21 protein-coding genes and 1 tRNA gene are annotated in these 23542 nt (G+C 71.9%); 10 read left to right on the top strand and 12 right to left on the bottom strand.

What is annotated here, in order from left to right; translation table 11 throughout:
• Positions 1-1167, bottom strand: a 1167-nt coding sequence (locus tag ACFVWU_RS37695) for an IS200/IS605 family accessory protein TnpB-related protein (RefSeq protein ID WP_387629499.1), incomplete at its 3' end; no start/stop codon positions are given.
• A gap of 168 nt (positions 1168-1335) precedes the next feature.
• Complete coding sequence (locus tag ACFVWU_RS37690) at positions 1336-1968, bottom strand: TetR/AcrR family transcriptional regulator (protein ID WP_387629492.1); 633 nt, start codon at positions 1966-1968, stop codon at positions 1336-1338.
• A gap of 129 nt (positions 1969-2097) precedes the next feature.
• Here ACFVWU_RS37690 and ACFVWU_RS37685 point away from each other — a divergent pair, with 129 nt between their 5' ends.
• Together ACFVWU_RS37685 and ACFVWU_RS37680 are read left to right on the top strand one after the other, a co-directional pair.
• The gene (locus tag ACFVWU_RS37685; protein WP_387629489.1) at positions 2098-4305 is read left to right on the top strand and encodes an MMPL family transporter; all 2208 of its coding nucleotides are present in this window, start codon (positions 2098-2100) and stop codon (positions 4303-4305) included.
• A 54-nt stretch (positions 4306-4359) separates the two neighbouring features.
• A complete protein-coding gene (locus tag ACFVWU_RS37680; RefSeq protein ID WP_387629487.1) occupies positions 4360-5187 on the top strand; it encodes an LPXTG cell wall anchor domain-containing protein in 828 nt (275 codons plus the stop codon).
• A 289-nt stretch (positions 5188-5476) separates the two neighbouring features.
• Here ACFVWU_RS37680 and ACFVWU_RS37675 read toward each other — a convergent pair whose 3' ends face one another.
• The 4 genes from ACFVWU_RS37675 to bioB all read right to left on the bottom strand — a co-directional run bounded on the left by ACFVWU_RS37675 (position 5477) and on the right by bioB (position 9287).
• On the bottom strand, positions 5477-5923 hold the full coding sequence (locus tag ACFVWU_RS37675; protein WP_387629484.1) for a hypothetical protein: 447 nt from the start codon (positions 5921-5923) through the stop codon (positions 5477-5479).
• A gap of 78 nt (positions 5924-6001) precedes the next feature.
• On the bottom strand, positions 6002-6736 hold the full coding sequence (gene bioD, locus ACFVWU_RS37670; protein ID WP_387629481.1) for a dethiobiotin synthase: 735 nt from the start codon (positions 6734-6736) through the stop codon (positions 6002-6004).
• Positions 6733-8037: an adenosylmethionine--8-amino-7-oxononanoate transaminase gene (locus ACFVWU_RS37665; protein ID WP_387629478.1), complete on the bottom strand. Its 1305-nt coding sequence runs from the start codon at positions 8035-8037 to the stop codon at positions 6733-6735. Before ACFVWU_RS37665 ends, bioD begins: the two co-directional genes overlap by 4 nt.
• Positions 8038-8057: 20 nt before the next feature.
• Positions 8058-9287: a biotin synthase BioB gene (gene bioB, locus ACFVWU_RS37660; protein WP_387629476.1), complete on the bottom strand. Its 1230-nt coding sequence runs from the start codon at positions 9285-9287 to the stop codon at positions 8058-8060.
• Between the two features lie 237 nt (positions 9288-9524).
• On the opposite strand from bioB, the gene ACFVWU_RS37655 reads away from it, so the two are divergent.
• Positions 9525-10367: a hypothetical protein gene (locus ACFVWU_RS37655; RefSeq protein WP_387629474.1), complete on the top strand. Its 843-nt coding sequence runs from the start codon at positions 9525-9527 to the stop codon at positions 10365-10367.
• Positions 10368-10441: 74 nt separating this feature from the next.
• Here ACFVWU_RS37655 and ACFVWU_RS37650 read toward each other — a convergent pair whose 3' ends face one another.
• Positions 10442-12934, bottom strand: a complete 2493-nt coding sequence (locus ACFVWU_RS37650; protein WP_387629497.1) for a DEAD/DEAH box helicase — start codon at positions 12932-12934, stop codon at positions 10442-10444.
• A gap of 171 nt (positions 12935-13105) precedes the next feature.
• On the opposite strand from ACFVWU_RS37650, the gene ACFVWU_RS37645 reads away from it, so the two are divergent.
• From ACFVWU_RS37645 to ACFVWU_RS37635, 3 genes are all read left to right on the top strand, one after another.
• Positions 13106-14308 carry an 8-amino-7-oxononanoate synthase gene (locus tag ACFVWU_RS37645; protein ID WP_387629473.1) on the top strand — a complete coding sequence of 401 codons (1203 nt, stop codon included), beginning with the start codon at positions 13106-13108 and terminating at the stop codon, positions 14306-14308.
• A 75-nt stretch (positions 14309-14383) separates the two neighbouring features.
• Entirely contained in the window at positions 14384-14647 is a 264-nt protein-coding gene (locus tag ACFVWU_RS37640) for a hypothetical protein (protein WP_387629471.1), read from the top strand.
• Positions 14648-14780: 133 nt separating this feature from the next.
• Positions 14781-15320 (top strand): GNAT family N-acetyltransferase, encoded by a 540-nt coding sequence (locus ACFVWU_RS37635; protein ID WP_387629469.1) that lies wholly within the window; start codon positions 14781-14783, stop codon positions 15318-15320.
• Between the two features lie 355 nt (positions 15321-15675).
• Here the strand turns inward: ACFVWU_RS37635 and ACFVWU_RS37630 are convergent, their stop codons facing one another.
• Positions 15676-16185: a hypothetical protein gene (locus ACFVWU_RS37630; RefSeq protein WP_387629467.1), complete on the bottom strand. Its 510-nt coding sequence runs from the start codon at positions 16183-16185 to the stop codon at positions 15676-15678.
• Positions 16186-16354: 169 nt separating this feature from the next.
• A complete protein-coding gene (locus ACFVWU_RS37625; protein WP_387629495.1) occupies positions 16355-16579 on the bottom strand; it encodes a peptidoglycan-binding protein in 225 nt (74 codons plus the stop codon).
• A 680-nt stretch (positions 16580-17259) separates the two neighbouring features.
• On the opposite strand from ACFVWU_RS37625, the gene ACFVWU_RS37620 reads away from it, so the two are divergent.
• The 4 genes from ACFVWU_RS37620 (at position 17260) to ACFVWU_RS37605 (ending at position 20401) form a co-directional block, all read left to right on the top strand.
• The gene (locus ACFVWU_RS37620; protein WP_387629465.1) at positions 17260-17469 is read left to right on the top strand and encodes a hypothetical protein; all 210 of its coding nucleotides are present in this window, start codon (positions 17260-17262) and stop codon (positions 17467-17469) included.
• Positions 17470-17744: 275 nt separating this feature from the next.
• Entirely contained in the window at positions 17745-18344 is a 600-nt protein-coding gene (locus ACFVWU_RS37615; protein WP_387629462.1) for a hypothetical protein, read from the top strand.
• A gap of 432 nt (positions 18345-18776) precedes the next feature.
• Complete coding sequence (locus tag ACFVWU_RS37610; protein WP_387629460.1) at positions 18777-20009, top strand: penicillin acylase family protein; 1233 nt, start codon at positions 18777-18779, stop codon at positions 20007-20009.
• A 315-nt stretch (positions 20010-20324) separates the two neighbouring features.
• A tRNA-Met gene (locus tag ACFVWU_RS37605) sits at positions 20325-20401 on the top strand.
• A 217-nt stretch (positions 20402-20618) separates the two neighbouring features.
• Here the strand turns inward: ACFVWU_RS37605 and ACFVWU_RS37600 are convergent.
• From ACFVWU_RS37600 to ACFVWU_RS37590, 3 genes are all read right to left on the bottom strand, one after another.
• Positions 20619-21143 (bottom strand): MepB family protein, encoded by a 525-nt coding sequence (locus ACFVWU_RS37600; protein ID WP_387629458.1) that lies wholly within the window; start codon positions 21141-21143, stop codon positions 20619-20621.
• Between the two features lie 167 nt (positions 21144-21310).
• Positions 21311-22534, bottom strand: coding sequence for a PP2C family protein-serine/threonine phosphatase (locus tag ACFVWU_RS37595; protein ID WP_387629455.1), 1224 nt, complete (start codon positions 22532-22534; stop codon positions 21311-21313).
• A gap of 414 nt (positions 22535-22948) precedes the next feature.
• The coding region (locus ACFVWU_RS37590) for a ketopantoate reductase family protein (protein WP_387629452.1) at positions 22949-23542 on the bottom strand (594 nt) is incomplete at its 5' end.

Below are 23542 nucleotides of genomic sequence, written 5' to 3'. Positions count from 1 at the left end.
GTGTTTCTCGCGGGTGGTCTCGGCGGTGAAGTCCAGGTTCTCCAGGCCGATCGCGGCCTCGCCGCACCGCTTGGCCCAGTGGAGGAGCCGGGTGATGGCGTGGCGGATCTGGGCGTCGCGGTGGGTGGCGATGCCGGCCAGGTCGTAGCGGAACTGGTGGGGGTCGCCGACCGGGTTGCCGTGCGCATCGAGGTGCCAGGCCGCGAAGTGGTCAGCGTTGGTGTCCACCCCGACCATCCCGGCTGCGCGGGCAGCCTCCAAGGGCATCGTCCGTACCACGGGCCGGGTCCAGGAGGCGTCCAGGTACCAGCGCCCCCGGTCCGCGTCCAGGTGGATCCGGTACGCCACTGCCCGGTTGCCTTCGATGCGGTCACGCCATTCGCTGCCCCGGTGCGCGAACGCCACCTTCGCGGAAAGGACGTACCTGCCGTTCCTGGCGTTGGCATACGCAGCCAGCGGCGCGGGCAGCTTGATCGACACCTCGCCCTGCGGGGTGACCCGGATCGTCTCGTTCCCGTAGCGCTTGCCCGACTCGCCGTCGGCGGACAGAAACCAGCGGGACGCCTCCCAGCGTTCTCGCCACTGGGCCTCGGTCAGGTCCGCCGCCGCCAGGTGGTGCCGGGTGTTCAGCAGCTTCCGCCCACCGCGCACCACATGCACGCGACCTGCCTCACCATCGGCCCGGGCCGCCGAGTACCGCTCCTCCAGCGCCGCGAGCCGACGGGACTTGACGAACCACTCGTGCGTGGAACGGTAGCCGCCGGGTGCGCGTTTGGTGCCCTTCCCCCCGACCGGCAGCGACAGCCGGTGGCGCAGCATTCGGATGCCCGCGTCCAACGAGTCCAGGTGTGCGGCCTGTCCGCGACGCGACAGCGCCCACTGGTCGTGTGTCGCCTTCGTGATCGAACCGGCCCAGCGCGACGAGGACTCCACGGTCAGGTCACGCTTGCGCGCGGCCCACGTCTCGTTGCCGTGCTCCAGGCCATCCGCGCAACGCGCCTTCAGGTCCTTCGATGCCAGAGCCCCCATATGCTTGCCGACCAGTCGCAGCACCTTCTCGTCCTCGGGAGTGAGGCCCTTGAGACGGTCGCGGACCGTCACACCCGACGGGCCAAGGGAAACGAACGGTGCGTCGATCTGCCGGAGCCTCTTCTTCGGCTTGGTCACGTCATCCCCCTCCCGGTCAGTGCCACCACCCTCACACACACCACTGACATTCGTCCCATCCACCCAACAGGCCACGATCAAAAACGCACTCGTGGACACTTATGCGCACCAAAACGACATCAATCCCAAGCAGTTCATAACCCTCGCACTGGACGGTCCGGTCGGGGCTCAGTCGGGACGGTCGGCCGTCACCCGGCCGGCTGCGGCGAGGAGCGCGTGCACGGTCGCGGCCATGGTGTGCCGGGCCTCCTCGATGCTCAGCCCGGAGCTGCGCCAGTGGTGCCAGGCGCTCCACGTGGTCACTGCGTCCAGGCCGTTGAGCAGGTCCGTCCGAGTCGACTCGGGCAGGGGGTCGAGTTCCAGGGCGAAGATCTGGGAGAGCCTCAGGCGGGCGAAGTCCAGCATCTGCTGGACGGCCTCCTGGACCCGGGGGGACGGGTTCTCCAGGCGCATGATCGCGAGCCGGGCGGGGGTGACGCCCTCCAGGATGCGGGCGCGCTGCTCCGCGACGGCCGCCACCCGCAGGTCGCGCGGCCCCTCGGTGGGGACGGGCAGGATCTGGGCCGCCAACTGCTCCAGGCGCCGGTTGACGGCGACTTCGGCCAGTTCGGCCATGTCCGCGAAGTGGTGGAACACCAGCCGGCGGGAGACTCCCGCCCGCTCGGCCACCTTGTCGGCGGGGAAGTGGGCCTGGCCCTCGTCGAGCAGCGACAGCATCGCGTCGGCGATCTTCTCTCGGGTCTGCCGTCCGCGCTCCGTGCGTCCGTCAGTGGCGGGTCCGGCGGCTTCGGTCCGCTTCACGTGGGCTCCTCCGCCCTCTCGTTGACATTCTTGCACCACGAGTGCAAGTCTACGCATTGCACGCTGAGTGCAATGAGTTTTCGGGGGGCTTCGCCGTCCCACTGTGTACGAGAGGGCTGTTCGCCGCAGATGTTCACCACTGTGGGGCGCTGGTGCGCCCGCAGACCCAAGCGCGTGGTCGCGGTCTGGTTGCTCCTGCTGACCGCCGCGCTCACGGCCGTCGGCCTGTTCGGCCGCGTCACCAGCGAGGCGGTCTCCATCCCCGGCAGCGACAGCCAGGCCGCCCGGGACATCGGCGACAGCGCGTTCCCCGGCTCGGCCTCCGGCAAGCAGCCCGTCCTGCTGCACACCGCCGCCGCCACTGCCCCGCTCACCGCCACCGACACCGCGGCGGCCGTGCGCAACGCGGCCACCGCCATCGCCGCGGTGCCCCACGTGGTCGCCGTCACCACGCCCTACGACCTGGCCGGCGCCGCGGCCATGAGCGCCGACGGCCATACCGCCTACCTCTCCGTCGAGCTCGACGTCACCGGGCGGGAGGTGACGCCCGAGATGACCGACGCCGTCCTGGCCGCGGCGGCACCGGCCACCGCCGCCGGCATCGAGGTCACCCCGGGCGGATACCTCGCCGCGGCCGTCGACAAGGGCAGCGCCGGCCGCAGCGAGGCCATCGGTCTCGGCGCTGCCCTGGTGATCCTCGCCCTCACCTTCGGCAGCCTCGTCGCCGCCGGGCTCCCGCTGCTAGCCGGAGTGATCGGCCTCGGCATCGCCCTGCCCGTCCTCGGCCTGGTCGGCCATCTGATGGACGTGCCCGAGGCCGGCGAGACCATCGCCGCCATGATCGGACTGGGCGTCGGCATCGACTACACCCTCTTCGGGCTCACCCGCTTCCGGGAACTGCGCGCCGCCGGAGTCGGGATCGAGGAGGCGGCCGTGCGCACCACCGCCGGCTCCGGCAAGTCCGTCGCCTTCGCCGGTAGCGCCGTCGTCGCGGCCCTGGCCGGACTGGCCCTCGGCGGCCTCCCGCTGCTCTACGCCCTGGCCCTCGCGCCCGCGATCTCCGTGGTGGCGGCCCTGGGCATCAACCTCACCCTGCTGCCCGCGCTCCTCGTCCTGCTGGGAAATCGGCTGACCCCCGAGCCCGCCGCTCCCGCCGCCGACGGACGCCCGCGCGGGTGGGGCAGGGTCGCCGCGCTGGTCGCGGCCAAGCCGTGGCCTCTGCTGCTGGCCGGCCTCGCCCTGCTCGGCGCCCTCGCCGCCCCCGCGGCCCGTCTTCACCTCGGCCAACTCGACGCCGGCAGCAAGGCCGCGGGCACCATGAGCCGCACCGCGTACGACCGGATGGCGGCCGCGTTCGGCCCGGGCTCCAACGGAGTGCTCCAGGTCGTCGACGTCCTGCCCACGCCCGCGCAGGCGAGCGCGGGGACCAGCGACCCGCGCCTCGCGGCCGTGACCACCGCGCTGCGCGGAGGCGAGGGCGTCGCCGCCGTCAGCCCGCCCGCGGTCGCGGCCGACGGCCGTACCGTCCGCTGGCAGGTCACCCCCACCACCGCCCCCTCCGACCCCGCCACCACCACACTCGTCCGCCGCCTCCGCTCGGACGTCCTGCCCGCCGCCACCACCGGCACCGGCCAGACGGTGCACGTCGGCGGCACCCCGGCCTCCCAGGCCGACCTCAACGCGCGGATCACGCACCGCATGCCGCTCGTCGTCGGCTTCGTCCTGACCGTCGCGGGCCTGCTCCTACTGCTCGCCTTCCGCTCACCGATCGTCGCGCTGAAGGCCGCCGTGATGAACCTGGTTTCGGTCGCCGCCGCTTACGGCGTGCTCACTGCGGTCTTCCAACACGGCTGGGGCGCCCGGCTGATCGGCCTGGACGGTGCCGTACCGATCCCGGGCTACGTGCCGCTGCTGATGTTCGCGGTGCTCTTCGGTCTGTCGATGGACTACGAGGTGTTCCTGCTCAGCGCCGTGCGCGAGGGCTACCTGCGCTCCGGCGACAACCGCCGTGCGGTGGTAGCGGGACTCGCCGGCACCGGACGGATCATCAGCTCGGCAGCCCTGATCATGGTCGCGGTCTTCCTCAGCTACCTGCTCTCCGACGACCCCGTCGTCAAGATGTTCGGCATCGGCCTGGCGAGCGCCGTCGCACTCGACGCGACCATCGTCCGCGGCCTGCTCGTCCCCTCCACCATGGTCCTGCTCGGTGACGGCAACTGGTGGCTGCCCGGCTGGCTCGACCGCCTGCTGCCCCACGTCGACATCGAGGGCGACGGCCACACGGAGCAGCCAGTCGCAGCGGAGGGCGTCGCCGCCCCCGCACCCGCGGCCCTGTGAACCCTCCCTGAACCCCACACCCTTCCAGAACCACCCGATCAGGAGCACATCCTCATGCACGCACGACTCCGCCGCGGCCTGCCCACACTCGCGGCACTCGGCCTCACCGCCGGAGTTGCCCTCCTCGCCGCACCCGCCGCCCACGCCGGGACCGACTGCGGGCGAGGACCGGTCCAGTACTCCATCGACGGCGGCACGCGCTGGACGGCCGACCCGACGATGCCCGCCGAATCCGGCACCGTCGAGGTCCGGCTGGCCGGCGAGCCGACCGCGGGCTGCGAATATCACGTCTCGCTGGGCTCGTACGCGACGCAGGGAGCGACCTGGGCCACCTCCGGCCACCAGTCCTTCCTCGGTTGGGCGACCATCACGCTCACCCGCGACCACTACCGGGCCACGCTCGACATCGCCGCCCATCTTCCCCAGTGCTACGGCGAGTTGGCCCTCTATGCAGTCGGTGAGAAGTACGACGGCAGCGACAGCGACCACCCGCTGCCGCACTACCCGGACGAGCCGTTCTCCGGGCTGATGATCGCCTCTTGGAACGGCGGAACGGCCTGCACGCCCAAGCCCACCGCCAGCCCCACGACCACCACCCCGACGCCCACCCCCACTTCCGCCACCGCCGCCCCGATCCCGCCCGTCGTCCCGATCCCGGTCCCGACCGGGGCGACGACGCCGACGGCCACCATCAGCCCCGCCCCGGTACCGTCCCCGACCCCCTCGCACTCGCCCCAGGCCCCGGTCGCGCCCGCACCGACACTGGCCGCCACTGGAGCCGACGACGGCGCCCTGACCGCCACCGCGGTCGGCGCCGCAGCACTGCTCGCCGCCGGCGCCGCAGTGGTCTACGTCGGCCGCCGCCGCGCCGCCCGCCGCTGACGGCACGCCGACGAGGGCCGGGCCGGGGACACCGCTACGTCCTCGCTTCGATCGGTGATGTCCGGGTGGATCTCGCGTGGGGCCAGACAAGGGGCCGCAGTTGGTCGATGTCGGTGCCCGGCGGCCGGCGCAGCGAGATAAATTTGCATGCAGAGAAAGGCCGTGCGCCAAGGATATGTCGACGAAAATCGCCTGAGTGGGTGACGCTCTGCGAGGTGGTCGCACGCGGAGGCTACGAGACGGCGCGGGCTTCGAGCACGCTCGAAGCCCGCGCCGAATTCCCGGTCCCTCAGTCGTCGTTGAGGGCGTAGCTGCGGAAGGTCGCCAGCAGGGGCAGGACTTCGGTCTTGCTGGGGTCCTCGGTGACGGCCCGCATCGCGTCGATCACGGTGTGGGCGATGACCTTGGTGACCTTCAGGTCGTCCGGGGCGGCGACGGTGCCCCAGGCCTTGAGGGTCTGAGTGACCAGGGCGCTCATCCGGGCGCCGATGTTGGCGCTGACGGCGTCCGACAGCTCGGCGATCTCCTCGTCGCTCATGCTGGACCGCAGGCCGAAGGCCAGGGCCATCAGGGTGTCCATCGCGTGCTCGCCGTACGCGGCGACCAGCGCCGGCAGCGGCCGCTCATCGGCACCGCCCGCCGCAAGGGCGGACAGCGCCTCGTCGTCGTCCTTCCACGCCGCCTCCAGGGCGGCCAAGGCCCGCAGGGCCTCGTCCACGGTCAGCCCGTCTGTCATGGAAGGAACGGTATTGAGCCCGTAGCGCCCGGACCCAGGGTTCGGGCGCCGGGGTCACTCCTTCGAGCGAAGCGCGCGCTATTCCGGCCGGTGGACGTGTGCGAAGTGCTCCGCGTCCCAGCTGCCGCCCAGTTCGGGGGCGAGCGAGGCAACCGCGAGGGCGGCGAAGTCCTCGGCCGCGCCCGCCCGTTCCGGCAGGGCGCCGAGCAGCGGGGCGCCGGCGGAGCGCGGCAGGTCGGCGAGGTTGCACCGGTCGGCGAGGCCGGGGGAGAAGGGCCAGGAGCCGACCACGACCCCGGCGAGGGGGAGTTCGCGGGCTGCCAGGGCCTCCGCCGTGAGCGAGACGATGTTGAGGGTGCCGAGTCCGGCCGAGGCGATCAGCAGCACCTCGGCGTCGAGGCCCGCGTCCAGGACAGCCCGCGCCTGGTCGGCCAACGTCCGGCCCTCATCGTCGTAGCGGACCAGCAGGCCGCCCGCGCCCTCGACCAGCACCAGGTCGTGGGTGGCCGCGAGTTCGGCGACCTCGGCCACCACCTCGGCGGGCGAGAGGTACGGCATCCGGGCCCGTCGGGCGGCGGTGTCGGGTGCCAGCGGCTCGGGGTAGCGCACCAGCTCACGGACCGTCAGTCCGCCCGCCAGGCGTTGGACTTCGGCAGCGTCACCGGGCTCGCCGGGCGCCACGCCCGTCTGTCCGGGCTTGAGGACGGCGACCTTGAGCCCGCCCTGCAGCGCCGCCGAGGCGACGGCCGCCGTGGCGACGGTCTTGCCGACGTCCGTGTTGGTGCCCGTCACGAACAGGATGCGCGCGCTCACCCGGCCACCGCCGCGGCGGTCACGGCGGCAGCGATCCGTGCCACGTCCTCGTCCTCCGTCACATACGGGGGCATCGTGTAGATCAGGTCCCGGAAGGGCCGCAGCCAGACGCCCTCGCGCGCGGCCGCCTCGGTCGCCGCCGAGACGTTCACCGGGTGGTCCAACTGCACGACGCCGATGGCTCCTTGGACCCGTATGTCCTGTACGCCGGGAAGGGAGCGTGCGGCCGAGAGGCCGTTGACCAGGCCGGTCTCGATGCGCTTGACCTCGACCTCCCAGCCCTGCCCGAGCAGCAGCTCCAGCGAGGCGTTGGCGGCCGCGCAGGCCAGCGGGTTGCCCATGAAGGTCGGCCCGTGGGCGAGCACCGGCATCTCGCCGCGGCTGATGCCGTCGGCGATCTCGCTGGTGCACAGGGCGGCGGCGAGCGTGAGGTAGCCGCCGGTGAGGGCCTTGCCCAGGCACATCACGTCCGGGGAGACCCCGGCGTGGTCGGCGGCGAACAGGGCGCCGCTGCGGCCGAAGCCGGTGGCGATCTCGTCGAAGACCAGCAACACCCCGTAGCGGTCGCAGAGTTCGCGCAGCATCCGCAGGTAGGCGGGGGAGTGGAACTGCATCCCGCCCGCGCCCTGGACCACCGGCTCGACGATGACGGCGGCCAGCTCGTCGGCGTGACGCTCCATCAATTCCTCGAAACGCTGCGCGTATTCGGGGTCGAGCGGGGCGTCGAAGCCGGCCGGCGGCTGCGGGGCGAAGAGCTGCCCGGGGAGCACTCCGCCCCACAGGTGGTGCATCCCGCCGTCGGGGTCGCAGACCGACATCGGGTGGAAGGTGTCGCCGTGGTAGCCGCCGCGCCAGGTGAGCAGGCGGCGCTTCTGCGGGCGGCCGATCGACTGCCAGTACTGCAGGCACATCTTCATCGCGACCTCGACGGACACCGAGCCCGAGTCGGCGAGGAAGACGTGCTGCAGCGGTTCCGGGGTGATCTCGACCAGCTTCGCCGCCAGCCGGACGGCGGGCTCGTGGGTGAGCCCGCCGAACATCACGTGGCTCATCCGTCCCAGCTGCTCGCGCACCGCCTCGTCCAGGACCGGGTGCCGGTAGCCGTGGATCGCCGCCCACCAGGACGACATCCCGTCGACCAGCTCGCGCCGGCCGCCCGCGACGGGCTCGGCCAGGCGCAGTCTGACGCCCGAGGCGGATTCGACCACGTACGGGGTGACGGTGCCGGGCATCGGCCCGTACGGGTGCCAGACGTGCGCCCGGTCGAGGGCGAGCAGCGTGTCCGCGGACAGCTGGGACATGGTGAGATCTCTCCGGAGGGTCAGGCGTTGGGGGCGAGTTCGGTGCCGGCGCCGCGGCGGCGGACCTTGACCAGGTCGCTGCGCAGCTCGTCGCCGTCCGAGTCCTCCGAGGCCGGGCTCTCCGACGTGGTGCCCTCCGGTGCGGCGTGCGCGTGCCCGCCGCACGGGCCGCAGCCGCCGCCGCTGCCGCAGGCCGAGGCCGCGGTGCCGCAGGAGCCGCCGGCCTGGGCCGCCTCGGCGATGTCGGCGCGGTGGCGCGGCAGGGTGGCCTCGCCGGCGCCCTCGACCTCGAAGCCGGCGTCCTTGATCATGTCGAGGTCGGCCTGGCCGGCCTGGCCCTCGCTGGTCAGGTAGTCGCCGAGGAAGATCGAGTTGGCGATGTGCAGGCCGAGCGGCTGCATCGAGCGCAGGTGCACCTCGCGGCCGCCGGCGATCCGGACCTCGGTGTCCGGGTTCACGAAGCGGACCATCGCGAGGATCCGCAGGCAGCGCTGCGGGGTGAGGTTCCACTCCTTGGCCAGCGGGGTGCCCTCGAAGGGGATCAGGAAGTTGACCGGGACGGAGTCCGAGCCCAGCTCGCGCAGCGCGAAGACCACGTCGACCAGGTCCTCGTCGCTCTCGCCCATGCCGGCGATCAGGCCGGAGCAGGCGGACAGGCCGGCGCCGTGCGCCTTCTGGACGGTGTCCACCCGGTCCGCGTAGGTGTGGGTGGTGGCGATGTCGCCGTAGGTGCCCTCGGAGGTGTTGAGGTTGTGGTTGTAGGCGTCGGCGCCGGCCGCCTTGAGCCGCTCGGCCTGGTTGTCGGAGAGCAGGCCGAGACAGACGCAGATCTCGACCTCGGGGTCGGCCTCCTTGATGGCGGCCATGGTGTCGGTCACCCGGTCGATGTCACGGTCCGTCGGGCCGCGGCCGCTGGCGACCAGGCAGACCCGCTTGGCGCCGCCGGCCACGCCGGCACGGGCGGCGTCGGCGGCCTGGTCCGGCTTGAGCCAGGTGTACTTGAGGATCTCGGCCTTGGACCCCAGCCGCTGGGAGCAGTAGGAGCAGTCCTCGGGGCAGAGTCCGCTCTTGAGGTTCACCAGGTAGTTGAGCTTGACCCGGCGGCCGAACCAGCGGCGGCGCACCTTGCCGGCCGCGGCGACCACGTCGAGCAGCTCGTCGTCGGTGGTGGCGAGGACGGCCAGCGCCTCCTCGCGGGTGGGGATTTCGCCGCGCAGGCCCTTGGCGGTGAGGGTATCGAGCAGATCCATGGGGCCGATCCTGCCTGTTGGCGCTCGAATCGCGCCAGAGCAAACCCGCCAGAAGATCTCCGGAAGGATGTGCCGATTGCCACAGTGTCGAAGCTCACGGTGTCGGCGCTGGTCACGCGCTTGACGGCGGCCGGAGGCAGAGGTTACCGGCGGGTAGCGAAGCTGGCCCGCGGAGGAAGATCGACAACCCCCGACCCCGTGATCCAGGCCACCCGGAGGGTGCTTAGAATCTGCGCCATGACCACGCAGGGGGAGCGCACCCCGACTCCGGGAGAAGGCCAGGACGGCCAGGCAGGACAGCGGACCGGCGGGGGCGCCGAGGGCGCCGACGGTACTGAGCGCAGCAGGCGCGGCCGGCGGCTGACCGGCCGCCGGGCGGTCGGCTGGGTCGTCATGGTGGGCGTGGTCGCGGCCGGCGGATGGATCATCACCCGCCCGATGCCCGGCGACTACATACCCGGCCTCGGCCCCTCCGCCAAGGACTCCGCCCGCACGCCCCCGGTGGTGGGCAACCCGCCGCCGACCACCGACCCCGAGGCCCTCAACGCCGACAACCTGTTCCCCGCCCAGCGCACGGTCGAGGCCGCCGGCTACAAGGCCCGGCGCGGCGGCATCCGGCAGGGCGAGAAGTGCGACGAGGTGCTCCAGGACGGTACCCAGGAGCTGCTCAAGGACAGCGGCTGCCAGGCCTACCTGATCGTCAGCTTCACCGGCGTCGACCACCCGGTGCGCAGCAGCGTCACCCTGCTGCGCTTCGCCGATCAGGCCGCCGCCGCCAGGGCCGCCGACACCCTGCGCGGCAAGCCCGGCGCGGTCGCCTTCATCCTCGCCGACACCAACTTCGCGCCCGCCCCGTCCGCCGGCAGCGCCAAGCCGGGCAGCGAGGCCCGGGTCGAGGCGGTCGGCCACTACGTGACCGTCACCAGCTCCCGCCCCGGCGACGCCCGCCCGGCCGACACCGCCTCCTCGAGCCCGGCGCCGTCCACCCCGACGCCGACCGCCTCCGGCGGCGAGCCGAACCTGGACGATGCCACCCGGGCGCTGTCCTACGCGGCGGGTCAGCCGTTTGTCTGGATGTGACAAACGCCAAGGGGTCCGGCGCGCTCGCGCCGGGCCCCTTTTGACGGTCACTCAACCGCGATCCTGACGGGCGGTCAGCCGCCGAGCCGGTCCACCGCGGTCACCCGCAGCACCGCGCGGCCCTCCTCGTCCGAGCCGTAGAGGTCGACCTCGGCGCTGATGCCCCAGTCGTGGTCGCCCTCCGGGTCGTCGAAGATCTGCCGGACCTTCCAGGCGGAGTCCTCCTCCTCGATGATCAGCATCTTGGGGCCGCGCGCGTTCGGGCCGGTGCCGAGGTCGTCGTACTCCTCCCAGTACCCGTCCATGGCGTCCGCCCAGCGGTCCGCGTCCCAGCCGTACTCGCCGTCCAGCTCGGCGAGCTCCTCGTAGTGCTCCAGCGCGCACAGCTCGACGCGGCGGAACATCTCGTTGCGCACCAGCACCCGGAAGGCGCGCGCGTTGGCCGTGACCGGCGCCGGCTTGTCGTCCAGCCGCACCTCGGCGGCCTGCGGCTCGGTCGGGTTGGCCAGCTGCTCCCACTCGTCCAGCAGGCTGGAGTCGACCTGGCGGACCAGCTCGCCGAGCCAGGCGATGACGTCCTTGAGGTCGTCGGTCTTCACGTCCTCGGGGACGGTCTGCTCCAGCGCCTTGAACGCGCCCGCCAGGTAGCGCAGCACGATGCCCTCGGTACGCGCCAGCTCGTAGAAGCCGACGTAGTCCGAGAAGGTCATGGCCCGCTCGTACAGGTCGCGCACCACGGACTTCGGCTGGAGCTGGTGGTCGCCGATCCACGGGTGCGCCCGGCGGTACACGTCGTAGGCGTGGGTGAGCAGCTCCTCCAGCGGCTTCGGGTAGGTGATCTCCTGGAGCCGCTCCATCCGCTCCTCGTACTCGATGCCGTCCCGCTTCATCTCGCCGACGGCCTCGCCGCGCGCCTTGTTCTGCTGGGCGGCGAGGATCTGGCGCGGGTCGTCGAGGGTCGCCTCGACCACCGAGATCACGTCCATCGCGTACGAGGGCGAGGTCGGGTCGAGCAGCTCGAAGGCGGCCAGCGCGAAGGTGGACAGCGGCTGGTTGAGCGCGAAGTTCTCCTGGAGGTCCAGGGTGAGGCGCACGATCCGGCCCTCGGAGTCCGGCTCCGGCAGCCGCTCCACCACGCCGCCCTCCAGCAGCGAGCGGTAGATGGCGATCGCGGTGCGGATGTGGCGGCGCTGGGCGGCCCGGTCCTCGTGGTTGTCGGTGAGGAGCTTGCGCATCGCCTCGAAGGCGTTGCCCGGGCGGCCGATCACCGACAGCAGCATCGCGTGGCTCACCTTGAAGCGGGAGACCAGCGGCTCCGGGTCGGCGCCGATCAGCTTGTCGAAGGTCTCCTCGGTCCAGCCGACGAAGCCCTCCGGTGCCTTCTTGCGCACCACCTTGCGCTTCTTCTTCGGGTCGTCCCCGGCCTTGGCGATCGCCTTGTCGTTCTCGATCACGTGCTCGGGCGCCTGCGCGACCACCTGGCCGACGGTGTCGAAGCCGGCCCGCCCGGCCCGCCCGGCGATCTGGTGGAACTCACGGGCGCGCAGGATCCGGACCCGGGTGCCGTCGTACTTGGACAGCGCGGTGAACAGCACCGTGCGGATCGGCACGTTGACGCCGACGCCGAGCGTGTCCGTACCGCAGATGACCTTCAACAGGCCCGCCTGGGCGAGGCGTTCGACCAGTCGACGGTACTTCGGCAGCATTCCGGCGTGGTGCACGCCGATGCCGTGGCGCACGTAACGGGACAGGTTGCGGCCGAACTTGGTGGTGAAGCGGAAGTTGCCGATCAGGTCGGCGATGGCCTCCTTCTCCGCCTTCGAGCACATGTTGATGCTCATCAGCGACTGGGCCCGCTCCACCGCCTCCTTCTGCGTGAAGTGCACGACGTAGACCGGCGCCTGGCCGGTCTGCAGCAGCTCCTCCAGGGTGTCGTGCATGGTGGTGCGGCGGTACTCGTAGAACAGCGGCACCGGGCGGGTCGCGTTGCGGACCACCGTGGTCGGACGGCCGGTGCGGCGGGTCAGGTCCTCCTCGAAGCGGCGGACGTCACCGAGGGTCGCCGACATCAGCAGGAACTGCGCCTGCGGCAGCTCCAGCAGCGGGATCTGCCAGGCCCAGCCGCGGTCCGGCTCGGCGTAGAAGTGGAACTCGTCCATCACCACCTGGCCGATGTCCGCCCGCGCACCGTCCCGCAACGCGATCTGGGCCAGCACCTCGGCGGTGCAGCAGATGATCGGCGCGGTCGGGTTCACACTGGCATCGCCGGTCATCATGCCGACCTGCTCGGTGCCGAACATCTTCACCAGGTCGAAGAACTTCTCCGAGACCAGCGCCTTGATCGGCGCGGTGTAGAAGGTCCGCTGCCCCTCCGCCAGCGCCGCGAAGTGCGCGCCGGCCGCCACCAGGCTCTTGCCCGACCCGGTCGGGGTCGCCAGGATCACGTTGTTCCCGGACACCAGCTCGATCAGCGCCTCCTCCTGCGCCGGGTACAGCGTGATCCCCCGCTCCTCCGCCCAGGCTGCGAACGTCTCGTACAGCGCGTCGGGGGTGGCGGGCTTCGGCATCAGATCAAGGAGGGTCACCCGGCTATCTTGCCTGCTCGCCGCCACCGCGGGCAAAGCCTCCGAGCGGCTGGCGGCCGGGCCCCGGTTGTCACGACCGGCCAGTGGGCCGCGCCGATCATGTGCCGAGTGGCACATTGATCCCCGTTCGCGGGGCGTGCCAGAGTGCCGGACATGACCCTCCCCCTCACCCCCGCACCGCACACCGCCGCCGGGCTCGCCCCGGCGCAGGTCTTCGACTGGCTCGACGAGGCCGCCGAACTGCGCGCCGACGCCGGGCTGACCCGTACGCTGCGCAGCCGGGCGGCGGAGGACCCGGTGCTGGACCTGGCCGGGAACGACTACCTGGGGCTGACCCGGCACCCGGTGGTGACGCGGGCGGGGGCGGAGGCCGCGCTGCGGTGGGGCGGGGGGTCGACGGGCTCGCGGCTGGTGACCGGGACGACCGCGCTGCACACCGAACTGGAGGAGGAGCTCGCGGAGTTCTGCGGGGCGGAGGCGGCGCTGGTGTTCTCCTCCGGGTACACCGCCAACCTCGCCGCGCTCACCGCGCTCACCGACCCGGACACGCTGATCGTCTCCGACGCCTACAACCACGCCTCGCTGATCGACGGCTGCCGGCTCTCCCGGGCCGACGTCCACCGGGCCCCGCACAGCGACCCGGCGGCGGTGGCCGAGGTGCTGGCCGGGCGGACGCAGCGGCGGGCGGTGGTGGTCACCGACTCGGTGTTCTCGGTGGACGGGGACGCCGCACCGCTGCGCGGGCTCTCCGTGGCCGTCCGCGCGCACGGCGCCGCGCTGCTGGTGGACGACGCCCACGGGCTGGGCGTCCTCGGCCCCGGCGGGCGCGGTGCGCTGGCCGCCGCCGGGCTCGCCGGGCAACCGGACACCGTCGCCACCGTCACCCTCTCCAAGTCGCTCGGCTCGCAGGGCGGCGCCGTGCTCGGCCCGCGCCGGGTGATCCGCCACCTCACCGAGACGGCCCGCACCTTCATCTTCGACACCGGCCTCGCCCCGGCCGCCGCCGGCGCCGCCCTCGCCGCGCTGCGCCTGCTGCGCGCCGAGCCGGAGCGCGCCGACCGCGCCCGCGAGGTCGCCCGCGCCCTCGCCGGCCGCCTGACCGCCGCCGGGCTGCAAGCCTGCGAGCCGGACGCCGCCGTGGTCTCGGTCCGCGCCCCCGGCCCCGAGGCCGCCGTCGCCTGGGCCGCCGACTGCCGCCGGGCCGGCCTCGCGGTCGGCTGCTTCCGCCCGCCGTCCGTCCCGGACGGCGTCAGCCGGCTGCGGCTGACGGCGCGCGGAGACCTGACGGACGGGCAGATCGCGGACGCCGTCCGGATCATCGCCGAGCTGGCGCCGGCGGGCGCGCGGCGCGAATAGCGAGGCCAGCAGCGGGGCGAACATCGGGGCGAATAATCGCTCGGCCGCGGGGGCGTTCCCGGGCAGGATGGCGGCATGGCTGATCTGCTCTGGGACGATCACGTCGCGTGGCTGCTCGATCTGTCCGGCGGGGCTTGCCTGCCCGATGTGTTCGTCGAGGACACGACGACGGCGGACTGGCAGGCCGTGCTGGATCTGGTGGTGGAACGGGGCTGGGCCTTCGAGTACTCCGAGGGCGGCACGGTGCTGCCGCTGCCCCGGGCCGAGGCGGTACTGTCCCGGCCGGCGGATGCCGACTGCGCTTACCTGCGGGTGTGGCCCGATCCCGGGGTCTGCTGATCTGTGACAGCGAAGTTGGGACGATTGTCACCGGAGTTGGGACAACGCTAGTTTGTGACACCGAAGTTGGGACTGATCGGTCTCGTCGGTCGTCTGAGGCTCCTGCCGACGGGCGTGCGGTAGGTTGCCCGTCATGACTGAGCTTGGACCCGTGGCTTGGCCGCCTGAGCCGATCAGGACCGAGCGGCTCGTGCTCCGTGAGCCCGAGGCCCGGGACCGTGCGGCGTTCATCGAGCTGCTGGCGTCGCCAGAGGTGCACACCTACCTCGGCGGCCCCCGGCCGCGTGACGAGCTTGAGCGCGAGATGCCCGGGGTGCCCGAGCGGTGGCTCGGGAGCTTCGTCGTTGAGCTCGACGGGGTGATGATCGGCCAGATCCTGCTCAGGAGAGCAACGGGGCACCGTCGCCCGGCTGCCGCGGGGAAGGCCGATCTCGGCTACCTGTTCCTGCCACGGGCGTGGGGATTCGGGTACGCCGCCGAGGCGTGCGCGGCGGCACTCGGCTGGCTCGCCGGCGCGCTTCCCGGCGAGTCGGTGGTGCTCACCACCCAGACCGCCAACGTCGGCTCGATGCGTCTCGCGGCGAGGCTGGGGTTCACTGAGGTAGAGCGGTTCGAGGCCTGGGGCGCCGAGCAGTGGCTCGGCATGTGGTCGCCGGTCACGCCGTCCGGTTGAACTCGTGCTCGACGGCGCGGATCCACGAGGCCACCGATCGATTGTCGGCCTCGGCGCGCCGCTTGCGCCAGTGCTTCCCAACTTCGCTGTCACACACCGGCGCTGTTCCCAACTTCGGTGACAACCGTCCCGACTACGCTGTCACAGGTCAACGTCCACGACGGCCTGCTGCGCGGCCTGGGGTGGTGAGTCCGCCCGCCCCGGACGGGCCGGTCCGGGGCGGGCTCCGGTCGCCGGCTGCAGGTCGACGGCCGGTGAGAACGCCCCGCCAGGGGCATTAAGTCCGCCCAGACGGGCCGCGCCCGCCGGCCCGCCTGGGTGTCAGGCCATGGGTCACGCGCGGGGGCGGAGGCGTCTATCCGTGGTCCGGGTTGGTGATCTGGGTGCGGGCGCGGGCGAGCATCTCGGCGGCCTCGGTGAGGGCGCTTGCTGCCGTCGCCGGCTGGTAGTCCTGGTCGAGGTCGGCCTGGAGAATCAGCATGAGGGCGCGGGCCGTGTCGCTGGCGGCGTTGATCAGCTGGTTCTGGCCCTCGGTGGCATCACGGAGGTAGCGAAGCTGCCCGGCGAGTTGGGAGACCTGCCAGTACCAGATGGTGGGCAGGTTGGCGGTCATCGCGGGCAGTATGGTCGCGCGGCTGGCGGTGATTTCGTCCAGGTCCGCGCCGCTGTTCAGCAGCTGGATCTCGGCCAGTGTGGCCTCGCTGGCCAGGGCGCCGTAGGCGGCGGCCGCGAGGCTGGCCGTGCGCAGGGCGTGCTGGTCGGTCGCGGCTTCGTAGGTGTGGGCCGGGATGACGGGGTCGGCGACGTGAAGGAGCCGCAGGATCTGGGCGAAGATCTGTGCGTCGGGTGCGCTGTGGTCGGTCACGGGTGGCATTCCATAACGTCCGGGCGGTTGAGGTGTCTGTGGCGCGCGGTGGGCCATGCGTAGGCGTCCGAGCGGGTCAGGCGGTGCGTCGGAAGGTGAGGACGGCGTTGTGGCCACCGAACCCGTAGGGCACCGCGAGGGTCACCGGCCGCAGGCCGCGGGACTACGCCTACGCGGTGCACGCGGTGGAACCGCTCCTGGCGGAGGCCGCCGACTGGGACAGCCCGGATGAGCCGCCAGCCGGCAGCCCGGCCGAGGACTGGAAGGACGTCACTCCCGCCTGGGTGCCGGGGCCGAAGGCGCCGTCCACGCTCACCTGGATGCCGTGCGCGACCAGTTGGCTCTGCACGCCCTGCACCGCACTGCCCGAGGCGCCGCGCGCCAGCGGCGCCATGGCCGGGGACCAGGTCTGGTTGCCCGCGACGCCGTCGGCCGAGGCGTGGGTGGTGTTTCGCTCACGCCCCGGCCGAGACCCCGTCCTGGACGAACTGCGCAGCCGGCCGGACAGCCGCACCACCGCCAACCTGGCCACGGTGCTCAGCGCCCCGCTGATGGTTCTGCTCGCCCGGACCCTCTACAGCGACACCCCGGGACAGGACCCCGCCCACAAGCTCGTTGACATCTCGCACGCAACGTCAACGATGACCATCTGGGTCTGTACGAAGAGCGGCTCTGTCCCGTCATCGGTTCTGTCGCACATCCGGTGGTAACGGAGCGTTCCGGCATTCACCCTCGGTGACAGTCTGATGCAAACCGGCGCTCGGGCCTGGGCGTCCTCCGTTTGGCACATCGGACGCCCGGGGACGGCGGGCCCACGCCTGGCCGACGTCGGATATTCGGGCCGGCATCCCGCCCGGAGGCCACTCGGGCCGCTGAACTGCGGAGCTCTCACTTTCAGCTCTGCCGCAGACAGTGTGACGCTCCGCTACCACCGGATGTGCGACAGAGCCGAAGACCGCACAAACCCGACGAATACGACGCACGCACTTTCCCTCGTCGAGAGCAGTATGGAGTCGTCCGGGCGGCTTCGATGGCTGGCATCGAGCCGCCGGGTGGACTGCGCAAGGAGGCGTGATGACGTCGAACGAGTCTTCGACCCCAGGGATCTCGGCGGAGGTCGAAGCGCGCACCGAGCTGCTGAGGGCGATCAGCGCGGAGACCCGCGCCCTGGACCGGTACAGCGGGCAGCACCACCGTGCTCTGGTGGAGCTGGCCCATGCGTACGCGCTGGTGACCGGCGGCATCGGAGCACCGGCCACCTCCAGCCCGGAGCAGCGGCTGTAGCCGGGCCCGGAGGCGATGCGGTGCCGCACGGCCGGGCTGCTCCTGCTCGGCGCGCGGACGGATCCTGGCCGCCAACCCGCGGGCCGAGGACCTGCTGGGCCGCCGAGCCACGGCGATGGCGGGAACGGGCGGGATCGTCTCGACACTGCTGACCTCCTTCGGCTTGCGACCTGTCGGTTCCGCCCAACCACGGCAGGTTCAAGCCGTAAAGTCAGTGGGTGTCGGGTGCCACCGCACCTGCCGCGGTCGGACCGGAAACCATGAGCGAGGTAGGTATGACCACCACATTCGAGACGTGTGACGGCGTCGAGTCCACCATCGCCCTGCTGGAACGCGAACTTCCCGCGCTCCAGGAGCAGCAGGCGCGTCTGGAGAGCGAGTTGAGTGCTGTCACCGGACGTCTGGAGGCGGTGCGGGCCGCGTTGGACAGTCTGCGCTCGCTCGCGGCGGCGCCCCTGCTCCAGCCGGCGCCCGCCGCCCCGGCCGAGGCTGTCGAGGAGCCGCACCCCGTGCCGGCCGAGCAGCTCGCGGCCAAGGCGCCACGCGCCCGAACCCGCGGCGCCACCAAGGCGCGTCCGGTCACCGGCAGGAAGCGAGCCGAGGCGGACAAGCCCACCCGGGCGAGGAAGACCGGCAAGGCGAGGCCGGCCCCGCAGGCCGCCGCAGCCCCGCAGGAACCCCGTGCGACGGACGCCATCGCGAACTTCCTGGCCACGGCGGGTGAACCGGTTCGGGCCCGCGACGTCGCCCTGGCCCTGGGACGCGAGGACACCCCGAACGCCGTCAACGCCGTGCGCACCGCACTGGAGCGACTCGTCAAGGCCTCCCGCGCACAGCGGGTCGGCCGTGGCCTGTACACCGCCACCGAGCACTGAGTCCGACGTAGGAGTTCCCGCAGCCGACCTGGCGCGAGCTGCTCGCCGCGCTGGTGTCGGAGTCGGCCGTCTCGTCAGCGAGGTCCGTCACCTTCAGGCCATGTCGATCGCCGCACAGCCGCGCGACGCGGTGAGGCTGCCGGGTGGAGGCGCACTGGTCAACGGCTTCGCGTTCGAAAGCCGCGCAGACGGTTCGCGCCGCGCCTTCCTGCGGGCGCTTCGGGGAGGCCTCGGCGAGCGGTGGGGTGACGGGTGCCGGATTGGCCCGGGGGCGTAAGCCCACGGGCTGACGTCGCGCGCGAGGTTTCGCCGCCGGGCCGATGCCAGGAGGATGCCGCCCCGGCACGGTGGTTCCATGGTTCATGCCAAGCGACTCACGACACGTCAGCAACACTCGAAGATCAAGCGGTTGGCCTCCGGGGTGGCCGCGCTGTGCCTGGCCTCGGTCACCACGGGCAGCGGCTGGCGCTGGACCGGGCGCAGAGCCTCGGCGAGCTGAAGCAGGCGGTGGACACCTACCAGGGTGACCCGTGGAACTACACGGTCGACACCGACGCCACCGGGGAGACGTACTTCACCGACGCCTCCCACGTGCCGCACGTCACCGACGAACAGCTCAAGCAGTGCCGGCGGCCCGAGATGCACGACCTGCCGACCGTCCTGGACGGCTCGACGACGGCCTGTGCCCCGGGCAACGACCCGGACGCGGTGGTGCCCGGCATCTTCGGCCCGGCCAACCACCCCAAGCTGGCGCGGACCGACTACGTGGCCAACTCCAACAACAACCCGTACCTCGCCAACGCGGACGCCCCGCTCACCGGCTACCCGAGCATCTACGGCGCCGACCGCGGGCTGGCACCGCGCCCCCAGCTCGGGCTCCGAATGATCGCCGCCCGCCGGGACGGCAGCGACGGGTTCGGTGCTCCGGGCTTCTCCCTGCCCAGCCTTCAGGCCACGATGTTCGGCGACCTCAACCACAGCGCGGAGCTCGGCCGGGACGACGTGGTCGCGATGTGCCGGGCCAACCCCGTCCTGCCCGCCACCGACGGCAGCTCGGTCGACGTCGGCGCCGCCTGTGACGTGCTGGCCGGGTGGAGCATGCGGGACGACGCCGACGGTCATGGCGCCGTCCTCTGGGACAGGTTCTACCGTGGGCTGTTCCAGCACTACGTGGACCCCTTCGTGCGGGTGCCGTACGACCCGGCCCAGCCGCTCACCACCCCGCGCGGCATCAACGGCGGCAGCGTCACCGCCCAGCACGCCCTGGCCGACGCCGTGCAGCAGCTCGCGAAGGACGGGACGGCGCTGGACGCCACCATCGGCGACGTCCAGCGCTGGGCGGGCATCCCGCTGCACGGCTGCCACGGGGGCGAGGGCTGCTTCAACGCCGTCGAGGCCTCTCCCGCCTCGGGCACCACCGGCGCCGTCCGGCCCGCGGACTCCACCGACGCGTACGGGACCAGCTTCGTCATGGCCACCGAGCTGACACTGGACGGTCCGCGCACCCGCACCCTGCTCACCTACGGCGAGTCCGTGAACCCCGAATCGCCGCACTACACCGACCAGACCGCGCTGTTCTCGACGAAGCACTGGGTCACCGAGCGGTTCACCGAGGCCGAGATCAAGGCCGACCCGCATCTGCAGATGACCAGGCTGCACCGCTGACTGAAGAGAGGGGTCCGAGCCGTCGCCCGGCCCCTCTCCACCTTCACCGGAGCTCCAGCCCCGTGCGGACGCTGACCTGCGGTGGGAGTTTCGCCGGGTGGTGGGTTCCGCCTCCGGGGCGCTGGTGAGCGTGCCCGCGCCGGCCCGGACCGCCCTGGCGAGTCCCGGGTCGGTGCGGGGCAGCGGCTGGTGAATTTCCTTCTTCGGCACTCAGCCGGCGCCGGCCGCGGGCGGGCGGGCCGGGGTGCGGGGCCTGGATCGCCGGGAAAACCGATTTCGTGTTGGCGCGGTTGTCGCGTAGGGTGATCTCACCGACGCGGGGTGGAGCAGCTCGGTAGCTCGCTGGGCTCATAACCCAGAGGTCGCAGGTTCAAATCCTGTCCCCGCTACCACGATGGCCGGGGCGGCGCACAGTGTGCGCCGCCCCGGCCTTGTTTGTTGGGCCAGTTGGCGGTTGGTCAGGCTGCCGAGAGCAGTTGCTCGCCGTTGTCGGTGCTCTCCCCGACGGTGCGGTGGGCGTGCACTCCGCGCAGGCAGCGTCAAGTACCCGCCGAGACGCCGACAGCTGCTGCTACGACCAGCAGAGCGACGTTGCGACCGAAGGGGCACCTATGGGTGGTAGAGGGCGTGGGCGCGTGTCATGTCGGTAGGCCCGTCCTGGCCGATATGGAAGAAGTAGTTCACCTGCCATGCCTGCGTGCTGCGGGCTTGCCGGTTGGTCGTGGTCACCCACGGCGGGTAGACGCGGAACCCTCGTTTCCCGCCGCAGCCGTTGCGGGAGACGATGTCGCGCTCGCACAGCACCTCGCGCGGGAACACGAACTGCCCGAAGCCGTTGTCGTCGCGGCTGCTGATGATGAAGAAATCCACCTCGTCTTCGGCGTCGAAGGGTCGGATCGGTCCCTCCTTGGACCGCTGCCACACGGTGACGAACTGGCCCACCTTCGTCGGGGTGGTTTTGGCCACGCGGAACCGGACCGAGCGGCCATCGATCGTGAATCCGCAAGCCGCGTACTCGGTGCTCTCCGGTTCGGCCACCGGCAGCGAACAGGCGAAACCGCTCGGGTCGTACACCAATGCCTTCGCTGCCAGCAGGTCACCGTGAAACCCCGCCCACGGCTGATTCGTCACCATCCCGTCATCCTGCCATCGCCACCGCCGACCGGCTCCACCGCCCGGGGCGCCGGCGCCCCGGGCGCGCCGCACGCGATGCAGAAGGAATGGCTCAACGACGCCCGCCGGGAGTGGACTGGGAAGAAGGGTGGTGCTGTCCAACTCGGATTCGGTTGACGTCGAGGCGTTCAGCCAGGAACCGTGAGATGGTCGGCGGCGCCGCCGTGCCATTCGATCATGAAGAGGGTGGCGTCGTCGCTGGTGCGCCCGCCTCGTTCCCTCTTCAGCGTGTGGGAGAGCCGGCGCAGATCTGCCCGCATCCCCTGTGACGGCTCTTCTCCCAGACGGTTGATACAGCGGATGAGGCGTTCCTCACCGAACGGCTCGCCGCCGGTGACGTGCTCTTCGATGATGCCGTCGGTGTAGCACAGCACCCGGTCGTCCGGCTGGAGCTGGTGCTCCTTGATACGGGGCTCCTCGCCGCCGAAGCCGACGGGTAGCGTCGTCGCGCTCTCCAGCTGCTCCACGGCCTTGCCGTCGCGGATCAGCAGCGGCGCGGGGTGGCCCGCGTTGACCAGCTCCATCTCACCGGTGGCGATGTTCACGTGCATCAGCTGGGCGGTGACGAAGTGGTCCGGACCGAACTGCCGGGAGATGGCGTCGTCCATGAACGCGTACTTCTCGGGCAGGCTGACGAACACGCGCCGGGCATGCCGGTAGGCGCCGATGGCGACGGTCGCCATCACGGCGGCGTCCAAGGCGTGGCCCATCGCGTCGATCACGGCCGCGTGCAGGATGTTGTCGTTGAGGGCGTAGTCGAAGCTGTCGCCGGCGACGCGGTAGGCGGGCTCCAGGATGCCGGCCACCGCGACCCGCGGCACGGACATCGTCAGCGGCGGCAGCAGGCTCCACTGGATCTCCGCGGACACGCTCATCGGCTCCCGGCGCCGGGCCAGGAAGAACTGGTCGGTGTAGGCGTTCTTGGTGACGAGCATTTCGGCCACCAGGGCAGCGAGTCGGCGCAGCAGGCGCCGGTCGTCGTCGCTGACGGTCTCCAGGGTCATGGCCATCACACCCACCTGGTCGCTGCCGTCCAGCAGCGGCAGGTACATCCGGACGCCATGGGCCTGCGGCACCTCGACGACGTCCTCGCTCAGGAAGGCCCGGCCGGCGTGGGAGTCTGTCATCGGCTCGGGTTGGCCGACGTGCAGTTTCCTGCCCGGCAGCGGCACCAGCAGCTCCTGCGCGTAGTCCTGGAGCAAGATGGAGATGTCGCGGCCGCCGATCCCGGCCACCTCCTCCGCGATCAGTGGGGCGATCAGCTGCGGTGGCATCAGCCTCGCCCGATCCAGCAGCAGGCCGAGCAGCCGTTCGCCGAAACCCTCCGACCGGTCTACGCTCTTCCGATCCATGACCCGGTTCGCCACCTCATTCCTGCCGCCCATGCCGGTCACCGCCTCCGTACAAAGTGACCTGGGAAGCCGCAGGAGTGGTTCATTACTCCAACGCGCGGCATGTCGGCCCACGCTGACCGCACGGTGCACTGGTGGCGCCGGGTCTACCCGGGCCACACCCGCGCCGGACACCCTCCGGTCGCCCTGGCCGTCACCGGTGCCGGAGCCACCGCGCTGGCGAGGCGCCAGTCAAGCCGAGAACGATCGGGTCTTCGGCAGTTGTCTTGAGAGCCCTGTATGTGCCGTAGTGGTGCACGGTGGTCCGGGACGGCAACGATGACGGCTGGCGCGAGTACGAGGACTCGGTGTCGGTCAGCGCTTCCAGCGCGGTGAGCATGCCCTTCACGCGGCATCCGCCCCGGACCGCCGGTGCTACCGGGCGACCGCCCGCTCGGCGGGCGCTCCGGCACGGGCGACCAGTTCGGCGAGCTCAGCGGGGGCCAGGCTGCCCGGCTCGCGGCGCTCCCGTGCCCAGCGGTTCACCAGCGCCTGGAGTGCCTCGTTCACCGGCGTGGGCACGCCACAGGTCCGACCGAGCAGGACGATCTCCCCGTTCAGGTAGTCGGCCTCGGCAGACCCGCCGCCGCGCTTGAGGCTCTGCCAGGTCGAGCCGTGCCCCGCCCCGACGGCGGCGGGCGGCTCCTCGACGGCGCCTCGGCGCAGCCCAGCCAGCTCCGCGGCCCCGACGTGGTCGATGCCCGAGCGGTCCAGCACCGCGACGGCCTCGGTCCTCGCCCGGGCGGCCAGCTCGCCGGTCTCGGCCCCAGGCCGGCGCCCGCACAGCGCGTCGACGGCGTTGGCCAGGTTGCCGACCAGCTTCCCGTACTTCCAGCGCATGACGTCTTCGGCGACCAGCACCCGGAAGTCGGACCTGCGCAGGTCCCCGCCCGAGCCCGCGACGGGCTCGGCGGGGCCGCCCCGGGAGCGGCCCAGGACCACCCCGCCCGGCTGCGGGCCGCACCCCGT

The organism is Kitasatospora sp. NPDC058190 (genome assembly GCF_042883685.1).
GTDB lineage: Bacteria > Actinomycetota > Actinomycetes > Streptomycetales > Streptomycetaceae > Kitasatospora.
The sequence above is the reverse complement of the archived record's forward strand: the minus strand, read 5'-3'. Positions and strand labels throughout refer to the sequence as shown.